This is a genomic window from Kribbella sp. NPDC023855 (assembly GCF_040639475.1).
Classification (GTDB): domain Bacteria; phylum Actinomycetota; class Actinomycetes; order Propionibacteriales; family Kribbellaceae; genus Kribbella.
The window spans coordinates 841,896-857,727 of record NZ_JBFAAA010000001.1; the positions used below are offsets into that span (position 1 = coordinate 841,896).

Below are 15,832 nucleotides of genomic sequence, written 5' to 3' on the forward strand. Positions count from 1 at the left end.
GTGCCGCTACGCTACGCACTCGTAGAAGCCGCAGGAGTGATGACGGCGTCATTTGCTGGATCGGCCGGCGAGAGGCATGGGCTGACCGAGATGAACCGTTCCGCCGGTTGTGGCGATAGACCCAGCGGGGGGGTGTCCCTATGGGTTTCGTCAAGCGGCTGATGGGGTTGGGTTGGTAGAGGGTGCCGGTGCGGAGCATGGCGTGGAGGACGTCGACGCGGCGTCGTGCGAGGCAGATGAGGGCTGCGTTGTGCTTCCTGCCGGCGGCTCGTTTGCGGTCGTAGTAGGCCCGTGAGGTGGGGTCGGACAGTGCTGCGAACGCGGCGAGGACCAAGGCCCGCTTGAGCTGTTTGTTCCCGCCCCGGCTGGGGTGTTCGCCGCGGATGGAGGTGCCGGAGCGGCGGGTGACGGGTGCGAGTCCGGCGTAGGCGGCGAGGTGCCCGCTGGTGGGGAAGGCGGTGCCGTCGCCGACTTCGAGCAGGATGCGGGCTCCGGTCCTGACGCCGATGCCGGGGATCGAGGTCAGGACCTTGGCAAGAGGGTGCGCATCGAGTATCTCCTCGATCTGGCGGGCTGCCTCGGCTCGTTGGGCCAGGAGCCCGCTCAGTGTGGTGGCGAGCTGGGGCAGGACGAGTTCGGAGGCGCGGGTGCCGGGGACGGTGACGGTCTGTTCGGTGAGGGCCTGCTGGATCGCGCCGACGAGCTTGTCGTAGGAGCGTGGCGCCCGGGTCTTGGTCGCTGTGACCAGCTGGCGTCTGGTTGCGCCGGCGAGGCCTTGGGGTCCGCCGAAGCGGGTGAGGAGCTCGAGGACGGCCGGGTGCTGGACCTTGGGTCCCAGCACGCGTTCCAGCGCGGGATGGATCTGTGTGAGCAGGCCGCGGATGCGGTTGGCGATCCGGGTGACCTCGCCGGCCAGGTCGTCGTCGTAGCCGACGATGACTTGCAGATCGGCCAGGGTCTCGTCGCCGGTGTCGACCCGGCGCAGCGCGTGCGGCATCGACCGGGCGGCTTCGGCGATGATGTAGGCGTCGCGGGCGTCGGTCTTGGCGTTGCCGGGGTGCAGGTCCGCGATGCGGCGCATCGCGAGCCCGGGCAGGTAGGCCACGTCGATCCCGGCGTCGCGTGCGATGGTGACCGCGAGAGCTCCGGGAACACGGCGTACTCGCGACGGCTCACAGACCGCCCCTTTCTCGTCGAACCCACTGGCCAACCAGATCAGGCGAAGGATGCCGGCACCCACGTTACGAAGAGACCTACCCAGCAGGGTGGCCCTGTCCCTATCAGCGGTCAACCAAAGCCACCGGGCCCGGCGACGACACCCCCCGGATCATGCCAACGACAGGGGTAGTAAGTCATACCGGACCCAGCGACCGGGAGCCTTGCTTCAAGGCCCACGAAGAAGGTAACGGGGAACTGGGGGCAAGGTCTGGCGCCGCACGGTTGTCCACGAGCCGCTGGCCGCCCAATGCGCGATCGGCCGATCAGGATCTCGATAACGAACGTTCACGAGACACCCCATTCCGATAGAACAGCTGAGCATGGATGAGGTGTAACAGAAGTCGTGTACGCCGCAATGTCACGCTGTGGGGGGTTCGCGATACGGCTTCTGTCATGCGAATCGGCTACGGGCGGGTCTCCACCCGCGACCAACACCCCGAAGCTCAGTACGACGCGCTGATCGCGGCCGGCTGCGACGAGGTGTTCATCGACGAGGCCTCCGGCAAGCTCGCCCGCCGACCTGAACTCGACCGAGCCTTGCTCTCGGCCAACCGGGGCGGCGATCAACTGGTCATTACCAAGCTCGACCGGCTCGGCCGGTCGCTGGAACACCTGATCGACCTGTCCAAGAACCTTCAGATGCACGGAGTCGACCTGGTCGTGCTCGACCAGGGCATCGACACCTCCACCGCGGTTGGTCGGATGTTCTTCCAGATTCTCGGCTCCATCGCCGAGTTCGAACACGCGCTGATGTCCGAGCGCACCCTCGACGGCTTGGCCGCAGCGCGAGCCCGAGGCCGCACCGGCGGCCAGAAGCCGAAGCTCGGCGCCCGCCAAGTGACCCTGGCCCGGCAGATGTACGAAGAACTTGCAGAGGACGGGAAGCGGCGCTACACCGTTGCCCAGATCGCCGCCGAGTTCGGCGTCACCCGCCCCACCATCTACCGCCACCTGTCGAAGTCGTAGACCGCAACCGGGTTCTCAGCCACCCACATCGGAACAGCCAGGGGCGGTAACTCCTCCTACCCCGGTCCGCTATCGCCCCTGATCGTTCCATTGCCGCTCAAGCCCCGGCACGCCCGTCGTCACGGCGCCCCGACCCCGGCTAACGCCACTGACCCGTTCCGTTGCTGCTCAAGCCCCCGAGAGCCCTTACCGCTAACGGCTGTTCCGTTGTTCCCCGAGGCCGGTTGTGGACTGTGGGGTGGGCGGCGGGGGTGGTGGGCCACCAGGGGCGGGTGGCGGCGTGGGTGGTTATGGTTTCGCGGTAGACGTCGATGAATGCCTGGTGGATGAGGTCGATGTCTTCCTGTGGGGTGCTGTCGGCGCGCCAGCGGAGGGCTCGGCGCCAGTGGAGGGGCTGGTCGGTGAGTGGGCGGACGACCGTCTTCGGGATCTCGCGGATGGTCGGGGCGCACAGGCTGATGCCGCGGCCGGCGCCGATCAGTTGTTCGATCTCGGCGGTGTCCAGGTTCGCGTAGCGGATCTCGGGGCTGAAGCCGGCCGCCTCGCAGACGCTGCGCAGGTAGGCCAGGTCGCCGTCCTCCTTGCCTGCCGGTGGGCAGATCCAGATCTCCTCGGCGAGGTCCTGCAGCGCCACCGACTCCTTGCCGGCCAGTCGGTGGTCGGCGGGCAGGGCGACCGCGAAAGGCTCCGGCCAGACCATCGTCTGCTCCCGGATCCCTGGCGGGCAAGGCGGCGCAAAGGCGTCGTCGCAGCGCCCGAGCATCACCACATCCAGCACATCCGCGGCCAACAGATCAGTCAGTACTGCGCACGACGGGTCAACCTGCGCAGCGAACTGTCGACCCGGCAGGAGCTGTTCGAGGCGCGACAGCCATGCCCCGAACATCACGGTCCGGACGGCTCCGAGCCGTAGTACCGAGGAAGTGGTCGTGTAGCGGCGGCTGCTGCCGACCAGTTCGTCCATGTCGGCGAGCATCGCCCGGGCTCGTCCGAGGACGTGCTTGCCCAAGGGAGTCGCCACGACGCCCTGCGGGCCGCGTTCGAACAGGACGCCGCCGATCGCGTCCTCGATCCGGTGCAGCTGAGCGGTCAGCGACGGCTGGGAGACGCCCAGCGCGGCGGCGGCCTTGGAAACACTGCCCGTGTCGGCGAGGCGGCAGACGACCCGCAGGTGGCGTAGTTCCAGCTCCATAGCGGTGAGGTTATGCCCTGCTGGGATATCCCAGCCATAACTCGCAGGTGCCAATCTCATTCCACAGAGGACGCCGGGATTTCTTCCACCTGCCCAGCGGAACCCGGGCCTCCTCGCCCCCGCCATCGGTCGGCCTGGCTTGCAGCCCCCCGGCCCGTGGCGGGGGTTCCGCCCCCTGAGTGAGGAAGTGTCCCTTGAAGAGCACAGCCCTGCGCACGCTCGCAGCCGGTTGCGTGCTGAGCCTGGCAGTCGCCGCCACGGCGGTGGTCGCCATGAAGATGCCGGCCGCCACGGCTCAGCAGTCCGAACCGCCCGTCAACCCGAGGGCCGCCGCGGTGAAGACCGCCGACCGGCTGGTCCAAGGGCGTGTCCCCGAGCTCAAGGCGAGCCCGAGCGACCAGTTCATCCGCCAGCAGGAGATCAGTACGCCGTGGGGCCTGCAGTACGTCAGCTACCAACGCACGTACCAGGACCTGCCTGTGGTCGGCGGCGACTTCGTCGTCACGACCGATGCCCAGGGCAACGCCAAGGGCCTGGCCGTGGCACAGCAGGACGTGATCAACGTCGACCGCCAGCCGGTCGTCACCAAAGCGACCGCCAGGAAGGCCGCACTCAAGGCCATCGACAAGGGCAAGCCAGTACCGGGTGAGCCCTCGCTGGTCGTGTATGCCGGTGGCAAGAAGCCCGTCCTCGCGTGGGAAGCGATCGTGCAGGGCCGCCACGACGGCGAGGCCAGCCGGCAGAAGGTGTACGTCGACGCCCGCAACGGCAAGGTGCTCCACTCGATCGAGCAGACCGCCTCGGGGACGGGGACCGGCGTGTGGAACGGGTCCAACCTGTCGTTCGGCACCACCCAGTCCGGTTCGACGTACACGATGGCTGACCCCGCCCGCCCGAACCTGCGCTGCGCCGACTACAGCACCGGTACGACGTACTCCGGTTCCGACGACGTCTGGGGAAGCACCTCCAAGACGGACAAGGAAGCCGGCTGCGTCGACGTCATGTACGTCGCCACCGGCGAGTGGAACATGCTGAAGGACTGGTACGGGCGCAACGGCCTGGACAACCAGGGCCGCTGGGCCGACGCGCTCGTCGGGCTGGGCGACATCAACGCCTACTGGGGCCACTCGAGCAACCCGGACGGCGTCGTGTTCGGCTACAACAACAACCGCCAGTGGATCACCGGTACCGATGTGGTCGCGCACGAGTTCGGCCACGGTCTGGACGCCAAGACGCCGGGTGGCATCTCCGGGCACCCGTCCCAGGAGGCGGTGGCCGACATCTGGGGCACGCTCACCGAGCACTTCCTGAACAACCCGAACGACCCGCCGGACTACGAGGTCGGCGAGGAGATCAACCTGCAGGGCAACGGGCCGATCCGGTACATGTACGAGCCGGCCAAGATCTCCGGCCACCCGAACTGCTACTCCACCAGCCTCCCGTCGTCGGTGCACGCCGCCGCCGGACCGATGAACCACTGGTTCTACCTGCTTGCCGAGGGCACCAATCCCGGCAACGGAAAGCCGAACAGCCCGACCTGCAACAGCAGCACGCTGACCGGCATCGGCCACCAGGAGGCCGGCAAGATCTTCTACAACGCGATGCTGACCAAGACCAGCGGCATGAGCTACCCGAAGTGGCGGGTGGCGACTCTCGCCGCGGCCAAGAACCTCGACACCACCTGCGCCCTGCACGGCAAGGTGAAAGCCGCTTGGGACGCCGTCTCCCTCGGCGCCCAGACCGGTGAAGCAACCTGTACTCCGTCCGGCAACGACTTCACCCTGTCGGTATCGCCGGCCAGTGGCTCGGTCAAGCCGGGGGAGACCGCGACCGCCACGGTGAACACCGTGATCGGCAGCGGGTCGGCCCAGACTGTCCGGTTCACCGCGACCGGACTGCCGACCGGCGCGACGGCGACCTTCGCCCCGAGCTCGGTGCAGTCGGGCAACTCGTCGACCCTGACGATCGCCACCACGTCCAGCACCGCCGACGGCACCTACGACATCAAGATCACCGCCGACGGTGCGGACGTCGACAAGACCGCCACCTACCGGCTGACCGTCGGCGGTTCCACCCCGCCCGCCGGCGTACCGGACATCGACGTGGAGAAGGTCAAGGCGCACCTGCTCGCACTGCAGCAGGCAGCCGACAACAACGGCGGCAATCGCCGGGCCGGGAGCGCGGGCCACACCGCGTCGGTCAGCTACATCGAGCAGAAGTTGCGCGACGCCGGCTACACGGTCGCCAAGCAGCGCTGCACGAACTGCACCTACCCGTCGGACAACCTCATCGCGGACTTCCCCGGCGGTGACCCCGACCAGGTGATCATGCTCGGCGCGCACCTCGACAGCGTCAGCGCGGGTGCGGGCAGCAACGACAACGCGAGTGGTTCGGCCACCATCCTGGAGGTCGCGCTACGACTCGCGCAGGACAAGCCGACGCTGGCCAAACATGTCCGCTTCGGCTGGTGGACCGACGAGGAGCAAGGGCTCAACGGTTCCGAGTACTACGTCGGCCAGCTGCCCACCGCGGACCGGTCCAAGATCAAGGCGTACCTGAACTTCGACATGGTCGCCTCGACAAACGCCGGCTACTTCGTCAACAACATCACCTCCACCACCGGTCAGGTGCTGAAGGCCTTCTACGACAGCCTGAACCTGCAGCCGGAGGAGAACACCGAGGGCGTCGGCCGCTCCGATGACGCCTCCTTCAAGAACGCGGGTATCCCGACCAGCGGTGTCGCCGCCGGTGCGAGTGCTCGCAAGACGACCGCACAGGCGACCAAGTGGGGCGGTACGGCAAGCCAGTCGTACGACCCCTGCTACCACGCCGCCTGCGACAAGTACCCGACGAACATCTCCTCGACGGTCCTCGACCGGAGCGCGGACGCCGCGGCGTACGGGCTGTGGAAGCTGGCGGTCGGCGATGCCCCGCCGACCGGTAGCGACTTCTCCGTCTCACTGAGCCCGGCCTCCGGGTCCGTTGCCCAAGGCAACTCAGTACAGACGACGGTCGGTACTGCGACCACCAGTGGTGACCCGCAGTCGGTCCAGCTCTCGGCCAGTGGTCTGCCGGCCGGCGCCACCGCGACGTTCGCACCGTCGACGGTGACTTCGGGCAGCTCCTCCACGCTTACTCTGGCGACGACGGCCTCGACGCCGGCCGGGACGTACCAGGTGGTCGTGAAGGGGACGGGGGCGGTCAGTCACCAGGCGACGTACAGCCTGACCGTCAACGGGTCGTCGACGGGGACGGTAACCGTGCAGAACCCGGGCAACCAGTACGGGTTCGTCGGTTTCCAGTCCTTCCCCCTGCAGATCCGGGCCACCTCGAGCGCCGGCCTGCCGATCACCTTCCGGGCGACAGGCCTACCTGCGGGCCTGTCGATCAGTCCCACCGGAGTGGTGTCGGGCACGCCGACGACGCGCGGCTCCTACCGGACGACAGTGACTGCAACCGACAGTGGCGGGGCAACCGGCAGCACCACCTTCGGTTACACGATCTACTAAGGAGTCACGCGGCAGCGCCCCGGATCGTCCACCAGGCGGTCCGGGGCGCTTGTGTCTCTCAGGGGATCAGTACGACCTTGCCCACCGTCTCGCGGTTCTCCAGCGCCCGGTGGCCGTCCGCAGCCTTGGCCAGCGGATACGTCGTCAACAGCGGCGACCAGCGACCCTCAATGGACTCCTGAAGCGCCGCAGCCTCCAGTGCGCGCAGCTTGCGCATCAGCTTCGGCCCGATCGCCCAGGTGGCCGTGAGGCCACGATTCATCAGGTCCTCGGTCGTGAGCTGCACAGGCCCGCCACCGGACCAGCCGAACATCAGCAGCCGACCGCCGATCCCGAGCAACTCGAACGCCCGCTGCCCGTTCTCACCACCGACGCCATCCAGTACGACGGTGACCTCCCGCCCGTCGAGCCCCGCCTTGACCTGCTCCGGCCAGTTCGTCGCGGTGTAGTCAATCGCCACTTGGGCACCGAGCTCTGCAACCCGCTTGACCTTCTCCGCCCCACCCGCGAGCCCGACCACCAGTGCACCCGCGTTCCGGGCGGCCTGGACAAACAGACTCCCCATGCCACCGGCTGCGGCGGTGATCACTACTACGTCATCCGCCCCGAGCGCGGCCTGTTGCAGGATGCCCATGGCGGTCCGACCCGTTCCAATGGTGGCCACCGCGGTGGCAGCCTCCAGGTGTTCGGGGATCTCGTACAGCGACTCCACCTTCGCGACCGCCAGCTCGGCGTACCCGCCGGGCACAGGCCCAAGGTGTACTACGACCCGCTTGCCGACCCAGGACTCGTCCACTCCCGGCCCGACGCCGGCAACCCTGCCTGCCACCTCACGGCCGGGAATCGTCGGCAACACCGGCGGAGCGACCGGCCCACCGCCGGCTGTGCCCGCACGGAGGGCAGTGTCCAGCAGGTGCACCCCAGCTGCTTCCACCTTGATCAGGACCTGACCAGCCTCCGGAACCGGGTCGGCCACCTCCTCGTAGCTCAGATTCTCAGCCGGACCGAACTCGTGCAGCCGCACCGCGTACATCGGATCTCCTCGCTCGAACGTTGTGCCGCTCACGCTAGAACCTCAAGCAAAGTTGAGGTCAAGTCTCTCGTAGGGTGTAGCCATGCCGATCCGACTCAGCGACCGCCGGCCGGAGGTGAGCCCGGACCGGTTGCTGTCCGAGTGCGTGCCGCCCCCGCGCTTCGCCGACGTCCGCTTCGGCACCTACCGCCCGAATCCCGCCGAGCCCAGCCAGTCCGAGGCCTTGGCCGTACTGCGGGAGCGCGGTCGCGCGCTGGCCGAGCCGCGACGGGCGCGCTCGATGTGGTCCCGGCTCCGCGGCGGCAAGGCGGCTCCCGCGGGCAAGCCGGGAATCTATCTCGACGGCGGGTTCGGCGTGGGCAAGACCCACCTGCTCGCCTCGCTGTGGCACGAGTCGAGCGGACCGAAGATGTACTGCACGTTCGTGGAGCTGACGAATCTCGTCGGGGCGCTCGGGATGCGCGCGGCGGTCGAGGCGTTGGCGGAGTACCGGCTGATCTGTATCGACGAGTTCGAGCTGGACGATCCGGGTGACACGGTGCTGATCTCGCGGCTGCTCGGCCAGCTGGTCGAGGCAGGGGTCCAGCTCGCGGCCACGTCCAACACGTTGCCGGACAAGCTCGGCGAGGGCCGGTTCCAGGCGATCGACTTCCTGCGCGAGATCCAGGGCCTGGCCGCGCACTTCGACGTACGGCGGATCGACGGTCCGGACTATCGCCATCGTGGTCTGCCTGTCGCTCCGGAGCCCTGGCCGGACAACCGGGTCGAGCGGGTCGCGGCCGAGCGGCCCGGTGCGTCGTGCGACCATTTCGTCGACCTGTACCGCCAGCTGGGTGAGCTGCACCCGAGCAAGTACGGCGCGCTGCTTGACGGCGTCACCACGGTCGGGATCATCGACATCCGCGAGCTCACCGACCAGAACGTAGCCCTGCGGCTGGTGGTGCTCGCCGACCGGATGTACGACCGCGACATCCCGTTGCTGGCCGGGGGAGTACCGCTCGACCGCATGTTCACACCCGAGATGCTCAAGGGCGGCTACCGCAAGAAGTACCTCCGCGCGCTGTCCCGCCTGATCGCCCTCGCCCGAACCGGAATGGAAGCCCCACCGAACTGAGTGTTCTGCTCTCGCCTTCAAGGCCGGAAGGACAGCCTGTCTGAGGGGGATCCGGGTGGGGGATGAGGCAGGATGGGCGGATGGCGAAGACTAAGACTGCGAAGGCGGATGACGCGGCGGGTAAGTTGCTGGATCAGCTGCGGGTGCCGCAGGGGCCGGTTGACCTGAGTTCCTGGGATACCCGTGCGACGACTGGGTTCTCCGGTACCAAGGACGAGGGCAAGGTGGCGCTGGAAGCGCTCGCTCCCGAGGTCTCCGACTGGCAGGAACGGCTGTTCGCCGAGGGACGCAAGGGCGGCGATCGGCGCGTGCTGCTGGTCCTGCAGGGGATGGACACCTCCGGCAAGGGTGGTGTGATCCGGCACGGCGCGGGGCTGATGGACCCGCAGGGCCTGCGGATCACCTCCTTCAAGGCGCCCACCCCGGCCGAGAAGCGGCGCGGTTTCCTCTGGCGGATCCGTCAGGCGCTGCCCGCTCCGGGCATGATCGGCATCTTCGACCGCTCGCACTACGAGGACGTGCTGATCGCGCGGGTCCGCAACCTTGTCGCGCCGCCGGTCTGGAACCGCCGCTACGAGCAGATCAACGAGTTCGAGGCCGAGCTGGCCGGGGCCGGTGTGACGGTGCTCAAGTGCTTCCTGCACATCTCGCAGGAAGAGCAGAAGGTCCGCCTCGAGGCCAGGCTCGACGACCCGACCAAGCACTGGAAGTACAACCCCGGCGACATCGACGAGCGCGAACTCTGGCCGGCGTACACCGAGGCCTACGAGGCCGCGATCGAGCGCTGCAACAACGCCGAGACCCCGTGGTACGTGATCCCCAGCGACCGCAAGTGGTACCGCAACTGGGCCGTCACCACCCTGCTGCTGGAAACCCTCAAGGACCTCGACCCCCAGTGGCCCGCCGCCGACTTCGACGTCGAGACCGAGAAGGCGCGCCTCGCCACGACCTGACACGCGTGCCGAGCCCCGCCGAGGGAGGGCCCGGCGGGGTTCGGGGGTGCAGCCCTGGTCACGCGGTGCGGATCAGGCGGTGCGGACCAGTTGCGGGCGGAGGAGGGTCGGGCGGGGAGCCGGGTCGAGGGTCAGCAGGTCCAGGCCGGCTACGCCGTACCGGAGCAGGACCAGCCGGGCCACCTCGGCGCTGACGCCCAGTGGGCGGGAGACGGCGACCGCGCCGGCCTTGCGGGCGGTCTGTTCGGCCCGGTCCGGCAGGACGCCGGGGGACAGGAAGAACGAGCCGACCGCGACGTGACGGCGGCCTTCGAGTCGCCACTGGAGCACGGCCTCGGCCGGGCTCGGGTTCGCGGCGGTGGTGAAGGCAGCGGTGACCGGCAGCTTGTGGCGCTGACCCCAGAGCCTGGCGAGCCGGGTGACGGCCGCGTTCGCCTGGGTGTCGCTGGAGCCGGCGCAGGCCAGGACCAGCGCGTCCAGTTCGCGGACCCGGCCGTCCTTGAGCTCGGCGCGCATCCGGCGGTCGAGTACGTCGAGCAGCGTGTCGTCGTACCCGAGGACGTCGGAGGCGATGATCCGCAGATCGGGGAACCGGCTGCGGGCCTCGTCGACGACGGCCGGGATGTCGACCCGGGCGTGGAAGGCGCTGGACAGCAGCAGCGGCAGGACGACGACCTCTTCGACACCCTCGGCGGCGAGCTTGCCGATCACCTGGTACGGCGTCGGCGGGCAGTGGTCGAGGAAGGAGGCTTCGATCCGCAGGTCGTCACGCATCTCGCGCAGGCACTTGACCAGCGAGTGGACGGTGGCGGCCGAACGCGGATCGCGGCTGCCGTGGGCGAGGACTACGAGCGCGGGTGCGGTCACAGCAGTTCCCCTTCTTCGTCGTCGATCATGCCTGCGGCCAGCGTCCACCCGTCGTGGGCGTCGATCAGCAGGAAGGATCCGGTGATGTTGTTGCTGGAGTACGGATCGGCGGCCAGTGGTGCGGCGATCTTGAGTTGCACCTTGCCGATGTCGTTCAGTTCGAGCCCGGTGGCGTCGATGACTCCGAGCGTGTCCAGGTCGAGGGCACCGTTGATCTTGGTGACGATGGCCTGGGCGGTCGTGGTGGTGTGCTTGATCAGCAGCCGGGCGCCCACGGTGAGGGGGCGGTCGGACAGCCAGCACACGGTGGCGGACAGTTCGCGGCGGGTGCCGGGGGAGGAGTCGGCCGCGACGATGACCGAGCCGCGGGCGACGTCGAGGTTGTCCGCGAGCCGGACCGTGACGGCTTCCCCGGCGACCGCCGAGGGCCGCTCGGCGACCGCGGTGCCGGTGGGACTGATGACGGCGCGGTCGATCCCGGCCACCGTCGTACGGCGTCCGGCGGGCAGCACGATCACCTGGTCACCGACCGAAACGGTGCCTGAGGCAACTGTTCCGGTGTAGCCGCGGTAGTCGCGGTACTCGTCGTCGGTCTGCGGGCGGATGACGTACTGGACCGGGAACCGCAGCGGCCGGGCCGAGATGTCGTCGCGGCCGGTGGCGTTCTCCAGGTAGTCGAGCAGGGTCGGTCCGTCGTACCAGGTGGTTTCGGGGGAGCGCTCGACGATGTTGTCGCCGACGAGTGCGGAGACCGGGATGGCCTGAACGTCGTTGATGTGGAGTTGTTCGGCTAGTTGGGAGACGTCTTTGGCGATGCCTTTGAAGACGGCTTCGTCGTAGCCGACCAGGTCGATCTTGTTGACCGCGAGGACGACGTGCGGGACGCGCAGCAGGCCGGCCACGGCCAGGTGCCGCCGGGTTTGTTCCAGTACGCCGTGCCGGGCGTCGACCAGGATGATCACGACATCGGCGGTGGAGGCGCCGGTGACGGTGTTGCGGGTGTACTGCACGTGCCCGGGGCAGTCGGCCAGGATGAAGGAGCGCTTGTCGGTCGCGAAGTACCGGTAGGCCACATCGATCGTGATGCCTTGTTCGCGTTCGGCGCGCAGGCCGTCGGTGAGCAGGGCGAAGTCGAAGTCGCCGGAGCCGCGGCTGGACGAGACGTGCTGCACGTGCGCGATCTGGTCGGCCAGGATCGCCTTGCAGTCGTGCAGCAGCCGCCCGACCAGGGTGGACTTGCCGTCGTCGACCGAGCCCGCGGTCGCGAGTCGAAGAAGAGTGCTCATCAGAAGTACCCCTCTCGTTTGCGGTCTTCCATGGCGGCCTCGCTGGCCCGGTCGTCGGCGCGGGTGGCGCCGCGTTCGGTGATCTCGCTGGCGGCGACCTCGATCACGACCTCGGCCGCGGAGGTCGCGGTCGAGGCGACCGCGCCGGTGCAGGACATGTCACCGACGGTGCGATACCTGACCAGCCGGCTGGACACCGTTTCGCCGGGTCGCGGTTGGGAGTAGGGGCCGACGGCCAGCAACATGCCGTCGCGCTCGAACACGTCCCGCTCGTGGGCGTAGTAGATGCTCGGCAGCGGGATCTGCTCGCGCTCGATGTAGTGCCAGATGTCCAGCTCGGTCCAGTTCGACAGCGGGAACACCCGCACGTGCTCGCCCGGGCGGTGCTTGCCGTTGTAGAGCGACCACAACTCGGGCCGCTGGTTGCGCGGGTCCCACTGGCCGAACTCGTCGCGCAGGCTGTAGATGCGCTCCTTGGCGCGGGCGCGTTCCTCGTCGCGGCGGCCGCCGCCGAAGACGGCGTCGAACCGGTGACCGTTGATCGCGTCCAGCAACGGAATCGTCTGCAGCTGGTTGCGGGTGCCGTCGGAGCGCTCACGCAGCCGCCCGTCGGCCAGGTAGTCCTCCACCTTCGCCACCTCGAGCCGCAGCCCGAGAGCGGCCACCACAGAGTCGCGGTAGTCCAGTACCTCGGCGAAGTTGTGTCCGGTGTCGACGTGCAGCAACGTGAACGGCACGGGCGCCGGCGCGAACGCCTTCCGCGCCAGATGCAGCATCACGATCGAGTCCTTGCCCCCGGAGAACAGAATCACCGGCCGCTCGAACTCGGCCGCCACCTCACGGAAAACAAAGATCGATTCGCTCTCGAGCGCGTCCAGTTCGCTTACCACTGTCGCGCTCATGTGTGGAGTCCGCATTCGATCTTGCCCTGGCCGGCCCAGCGGCCGCTGCGGGGATCTTCGCCGGGAGCGACCTGCTTGGTGCATGGCTGGCAGCCGATCGACGGGTAGCCGTCGTACTGCAGCAGGTTGACCAGGACGCCGTTGTCGTTGATGTAGGAGTCCAGGTCTTCCTGGGTCCAGGGCGCGATCGGGTTGAGTTTCACCATGTCGCGCTTCGCGTCGTACTCGACGACCTGGGTGTTGGCCCGCGTCGGCGCCTCTTCCCGGCGTACGCCGGTCACCCACGCCTTGTAGCCGGACAGCACCCGGTTCAGCGGCTCGACCTTGCGCATCGCGCAGCACTTGTCGGGCTCGCGGGCGAACAGATCCTTCCCGTACTCCGCGTCCTGTTCCTCGACGGTCAGCTTCGGGGTGGCGTTGATCAGGTTGATCGGGAGGGTCGCGGCGACCGCGTCCCGGGTGCCGATGGTCTCGGCGAAGTGATAGCCCGTGTCGAGGAACAGCACGTCGACACCGGGGGCCGCCTCGGCCGCGAGGTGTGGCAGGGCCCCGTCTGCCATCGATGCGGTCACCACGAGCTCGTCGCCGAACGTCTCCCGCGCCCACGCCAGGACTTCCAGCGCCGAGGCGTCGGCTAGTCGTTCATTCGCCTCTTCGGCGAGCGTCTTCAAGTCCGTGCTCATTCCACACTCACCCGCAGTCCGATCATCTTCAGCTGGAACACCCGTGCACAGGGCCGGCACTCCCACGCGCCATGGCCCTCTTCGGAAGGACGCAAGTCCTCGTCACCGCAGTACGGGCAGTACAACGGCGCAGCTCGTTCGCTCATTGCAAAGCTCCTTCCTCGGCACGGACGACCCACTGGGCGAAGCGTTCGCCCTCGGACCGCTCTTTCAGGTAGTTCTGGGTGACCCGCTCGACGTAGTCGGCGAGTCCGTCGGAGGTGACCTTGTGACCCCGCAGCTTGCGGCCGAAGCCGGCGTCCAACCCGAGACCGCCACCGAGATGCACCTGGTACCCCGGTACTTGCTTGCCCTCGGCATCCATCACCAGCTGACCCTTGAGGCCGATGTCGGCGACCTGGATCCGGGCGCAGGAGTTCGGGCAGCCGTTCACGTTGACGGTGATCGGTACGTCGAGGTCGGGGATGCGCGCCTCGAGCTCGGTGATCAGCTCGGCGGCGCGGGCCTTGGTCTCGACGATGGCCAGCTTGCAGAACTCGATCCCGGTGCAGGCCATCGTGTTCCGCCGCCAGGCCGACGGGCGGGCCTGGAAACCGAGGTCGGCCAGCGCCGCCACCAGCGACTCGACCTTGGACTCCTCGACGTCCAGCACCAGGAACTTCTGCTGGGCCGTGGTCCGGATCCGGTCCGACCCGTGCGCGGCGACGACATCGGCCACCTTGGCCAGCGAGCTGCCGGACACCCGGCCGACGACGGGCGCGACGCCCACGTAGTACCGGCCGTCCTTCTGCTTGTGCACGCCGACGTGATCACCCTGTACTGCGGGGATCTCGGGCGCGGGTCCGTCGATCAGCTTGCGGCCGAGGTACTTGTCGCTCTCCAGCACCTCGCGGAACTTGTCCATGCCCCAGTCGGCGACGAGGTACTTCAGCCGGGCCCGGTTGCGCAGCCGGCGGTAGCCGTAGTCGCGGAAGATGCTGACGACGCCCTTCCAGGCCAGGTGCACCTCGTCGAGCGGGATCCACGCGCCGACGCGCTGAGCGAGCATCGGCGTGGTGGACAGGCCGCCGCCGACCCAGAGGTCGAACCCGGGGCCGTGCTCGGGGTGGACGACGCCGACGAAGCTGATGTCGTTGACCTCCGGCACCACGTCGTGCGACGGGTGGCCGGTCATCGCGGTCTTGAACTTGCGGGGCAGGTTGGAGAACTCGGTGCTGCCGATGTACTTCTCGACGATGTCGTCGATGGCCGGCGTCGGGTCGATGATCTCGTCGGCGGCGATCCCGGCCACCGGACTGGAGATGATGACGCGCGGCACGTCGCCACAGGCCTCGGTGGTGTAGAGACCGACCGCCTCGAGCTTCTGCCAGATCGCGGGGATGTCCTCGACCCGGATCCAGTGCAGCTGGATGTTCTGCCGGTCGGTGATGTCGGCGGTGTCCCGCGCGTAGGTGGTGGAGACCTCGGCGATCACCCGGAGCTGCTCCGCGCTGAGCTGGCCGCCCTCGATCCGGACCCGGAGCATGAAGTACTTGTCGTCCAGCTCCTCCGGCTCCAGGGTCGCGGTCTTGCCGCCGTCGATCCCGGGCTTGCGCTGGGTGTAGAGCCCCCACCAGCGGAACCGGCCGCGCAGGTCGGCCGGGTCGATCGAGTCGAACCCGCGGTGGGCGTAGATGTTCTCGATCCGGGCCCGGACGTTCAGGCCGTCGTCGTTCTTCTTGTTCTCTTCGTTCTTGTTCAGTGGCTCGCGGTAGCCGAGCGCCCACTGGCCTTCGCCCTTGCCTTTGCGCGGGCGGGCGGCTTTGCGGGGCGCGGGAGAGGTGACGCCAGTCATCTGGGAACGTGTCCTTGTCCTAGAGACAGGTGCGTCCGCGGGAGGCTAGCTCGAAGCGTCGTCGATTCGATCTGGTCTGCGCGGTGCGCACCCAGCTGATGATTCGAGCAGGGTGGCTGTCAGAGCATCGAAGGACGACAGATGGCGCTGCGCATGCGACCGAGGTCGACGTGAATCCGACCTACGAGATGAGTCGAGCGGGCAGCGAGCATGCTGATAAGCGTCAGCGGAATCGGCCGGTAAATCAACTCCCATTGCCACATCGTGAGACGCAA

The 15,832-nt window shown here is 68.2% G+C and carries 12 protein-coding genes and 1 pseudogene; 4 read left to right on the forward strand and 9 right to left on the reverse strand.

Translation table 11 applies throughout. The annotated features are described in order from the left end of the window. Positions 1-150 precede the first annotated feature (150 nt). A pseudogene (locus tag AB0F51_RS03855) lies at positions 151-1,240 on the reverse strand (IS110 family transposase). Between the two features lie 371 nt (positions 1,241-1,611). On the opposite strand from AB0F51_RS03855, the gene AB0F51_RS03860 reads away from it, so the two are divergent. Then, a complete protein-coding gene (locus AB0F51_RS03860) occupies positions 1,612-2,184 on the forward strand; it encodes a recombinase family protein (protein WP_360273555.1) in 573 nt (190 codons plus the stop codon). A 139-nt stretch (positions 2,185-2,323) separates the two neighbouring features. Here AB0F51_RS03860 and AB0F51_RS03865 read toward each other — a convergent pair whose 3' ends face one another. After that, positions 2,324-3,376, reverse strand: a complete 1,053-nt coding sequence (locus tag AB0F51_RS03865) for a LysR family transcriptional regulator (RefSeq protein ID WP_360273558.1) — start codon at positions 3,374-3,376, stop codon at positions 2,324-2,326. 194 nt (positions 3,377-3,570) lie between these two features. Here AB0F51_RS03865 and AB0F51_RS03870 point away from each other — a divergent pair, with 194 nt between their 5' ends. Further along, positions 3,571-6,885 (forward strand): M28 family peptidase, encoded by a 3,315-nt coding sequence (locus AB0F51_RS03870; RefSeq protein WP_360273561.1) that lies wholly within the window; start codon positions 3,571-3,573, stop codon positions 6,883-6,885. A 58-nt stretch (positions 6,886-6,943) separates the two neighbouring features. Here the strand turns inward: AB0F51_RS03870 and AB0F51_RS03875 are convergent, their stop codons facing one another. Then, positions 6,944-7,951, reverse strand: coding sequence for a zinc-binding dehydrogenase (locus AB0F51_RS03875; RefSeq protein ID WP_360273563.1), 1,008 nt, complete (start codon positions 7,949-7,951; stop codon positions 6,944-6,946). Between the two features lie 49 nt (positions 7,952-8,000). Here AB0F51_RS03875 and zapE point away from each other — a divergent pair, with 49 nt between their 5' ends. After that, positions 8,001-9,032 carry a cell division protein ZapE gene (gene zapE, locus AB0F51_RS03880; protein WP_360273566.1) on the forward strand — a complete coding sequence of 344 codons (1,032 nt, stop codon included), beginning with the start codon at positions 8,001-8,003 and terminating at the stop codon, positions 9,030-9,032. Between the two features lie 80 nt (positions 9,033-9,112). Then, positions 9,113-9,985, forward strand: coding sequence for a PPK2 family polyphosphate kinase (locus AB0F51_RS03885; RefSeq protein ID WP_360273569.1), 873 nt, complete (start codon positions 9,113-9,115; stop codon positions 9,983-9,985). Between the two features lie 72 nt (positions 9,986-10,057). On the opposite strand, the gene AB0F51_RS03890 is transcribed toward AB0F51_RS03885, so the two are convergent. Genes AB0F51_RS03890 through AB0F51_RS03915 form a run of 6 tightly spaced genes read right to left on the reverse strand, consistent with a single transcriptional unit; the run spans position 10,058 to position 15,557 of the window. Then, positions 10,058-10,852 (reverse strand): sirohydrochlorin chelatase, encoded by a 795-nt coding sequence (locus AB0F51_RS03890; protein ID WP_360273572.1) that lies wholly within the window; start codon positions 10,850-10,852, stop codon positions 10,058-10,060. Next, positions 10,849-12,138 (reverse strand): GTP-binding protein, encoded by a 1,290-nt coding sequence (locus tag AB0F51_RS03895; protein WP_360273575.1) that lies wholly within the window; start codon positions 12,136-12,138, stop codon positions 10,849-10,851. Before AB0F51_RS03895 ends, AB0F51_RS03890 begins: the two co-directional genes overlap by 4 nt. Then, positions 12,138-13,040, reverse strand: coding sequence for a sulfate adenylyltransferase subunit CysD (gene cysD / locus AB0F51_RS03900; protein WP_360273578.1), 903 nt, complete (start codon positions 13,038-13,040; stop codon positions 12,138-12,140). The genes AB0F51_RS03895 and cysD overlap by 1 nt, the downstream gene beginning before the upstream one ends. Continuing rightward, positions 13,037-13,723, reverse strand: coding sequence for a phosphoadenylyl-sulfate reductase (locus AB0F51_RS03905; RefSeq protein ID WP_360273580.1), 687 nt, complete (start codon positions 13,721-13,723; stop codon positions 13,037-13,039). The genes cysD and AB0F51_RS03905 overlap by 4 nt, the downstream gene beginning before the upstream one ends. Then, a complete protein-coding gene (locus AB0F51_RS03910) occupies positions 13,720-13,869 on the reverse strand; it encodes a hypothetical protein (RefSeq protein ID WP_166678852.1) in 150 nt (49 codons plus the stop codon). Before AB0F51_RS03910 ends, AB0F51_RS03905 begins: the two co-directional genes overlap by 4 nt. Next, complete coding sequence (locus AB0F51_RS03915; RefSeq protein ID WP_360273584.1) at positions 13,866-15,557, reverse strand: nitrite/sulfite reductase; 1,692 nt, start codon at positions 15,555-15,557, stop codon at positions 13,866-13,868. The genes AB0F51_RS03910 and AB0F51_RS03915 overlap by 4 nt, the downstream gene beginning before the upstream one ends. Between the last annotated feature and the right edge of the window lie 275 nt (positions 15,558-15,832).

Coding starts and splice junctions, on each gene's coding strand:
- AB0F51_RS03895 (WP_360273575.1), bottom strand. CDS start 12,138: ATGAGCACTCTTCTTCGACTCGCGACCGCGGGCTCGGTCGACGACGGC.
- cysD (WP_360273578.1), bottom strand. CDS start 13,040: ATGAGCGCGACAGTGGTAAGCGAACTGGACGCGCTCGAGAGCGAATCG.
- AB0F51_RS03915 (WP_360273584.1), bottom strand. CDS start 15,557: ATGACTGGCGTCACCTCTCCCGCGCCCCGCAAAGCCGCCCGCCCGCGC.
- AB0F51_RS03910 (WP_166678852.1), bottom strand. CDS start 13,869: ATGAGCGAACGAGCTGCGCCGTTGTACTGCCCGTACTGCGGTGACGAG.
- AB0F51_RS03905 (WP_360273580.1), bottom strand. CDS start 13,723: ATGAGCACGGACTTGAAGACGCTCGCCGAAGAGGCGAATGAACGACTA.
- AB0F51_RS03860 (WP_360273555.1), top strand. CDS start 1,612: ATGCGAATCGGCTACGGGCGGGTCTCCACCCGCGACCAACACCCCGAA.
- AB0F51_RS03885 (WP_360273569.1), top strand. CDS start 9,113: ATGGCGAAGACTAAGACTGCGAAGGCGGATGACGCGGCGGGTAAGTTG.
- AB0F51_RS03865 (WP_360273558.1), bottom strand. CDS start 3,376: ATGGAGCTGGAACTACGCCACCTGCGGGTCGTCTGCCGCCTCGCCGAC.
- zapE (WP_360273566.1), top strand. CDS start 8,001: ATGCCGATCCGACTCAGCGACCGCCGGCCGGAGGTGAGCCCGGACCGG.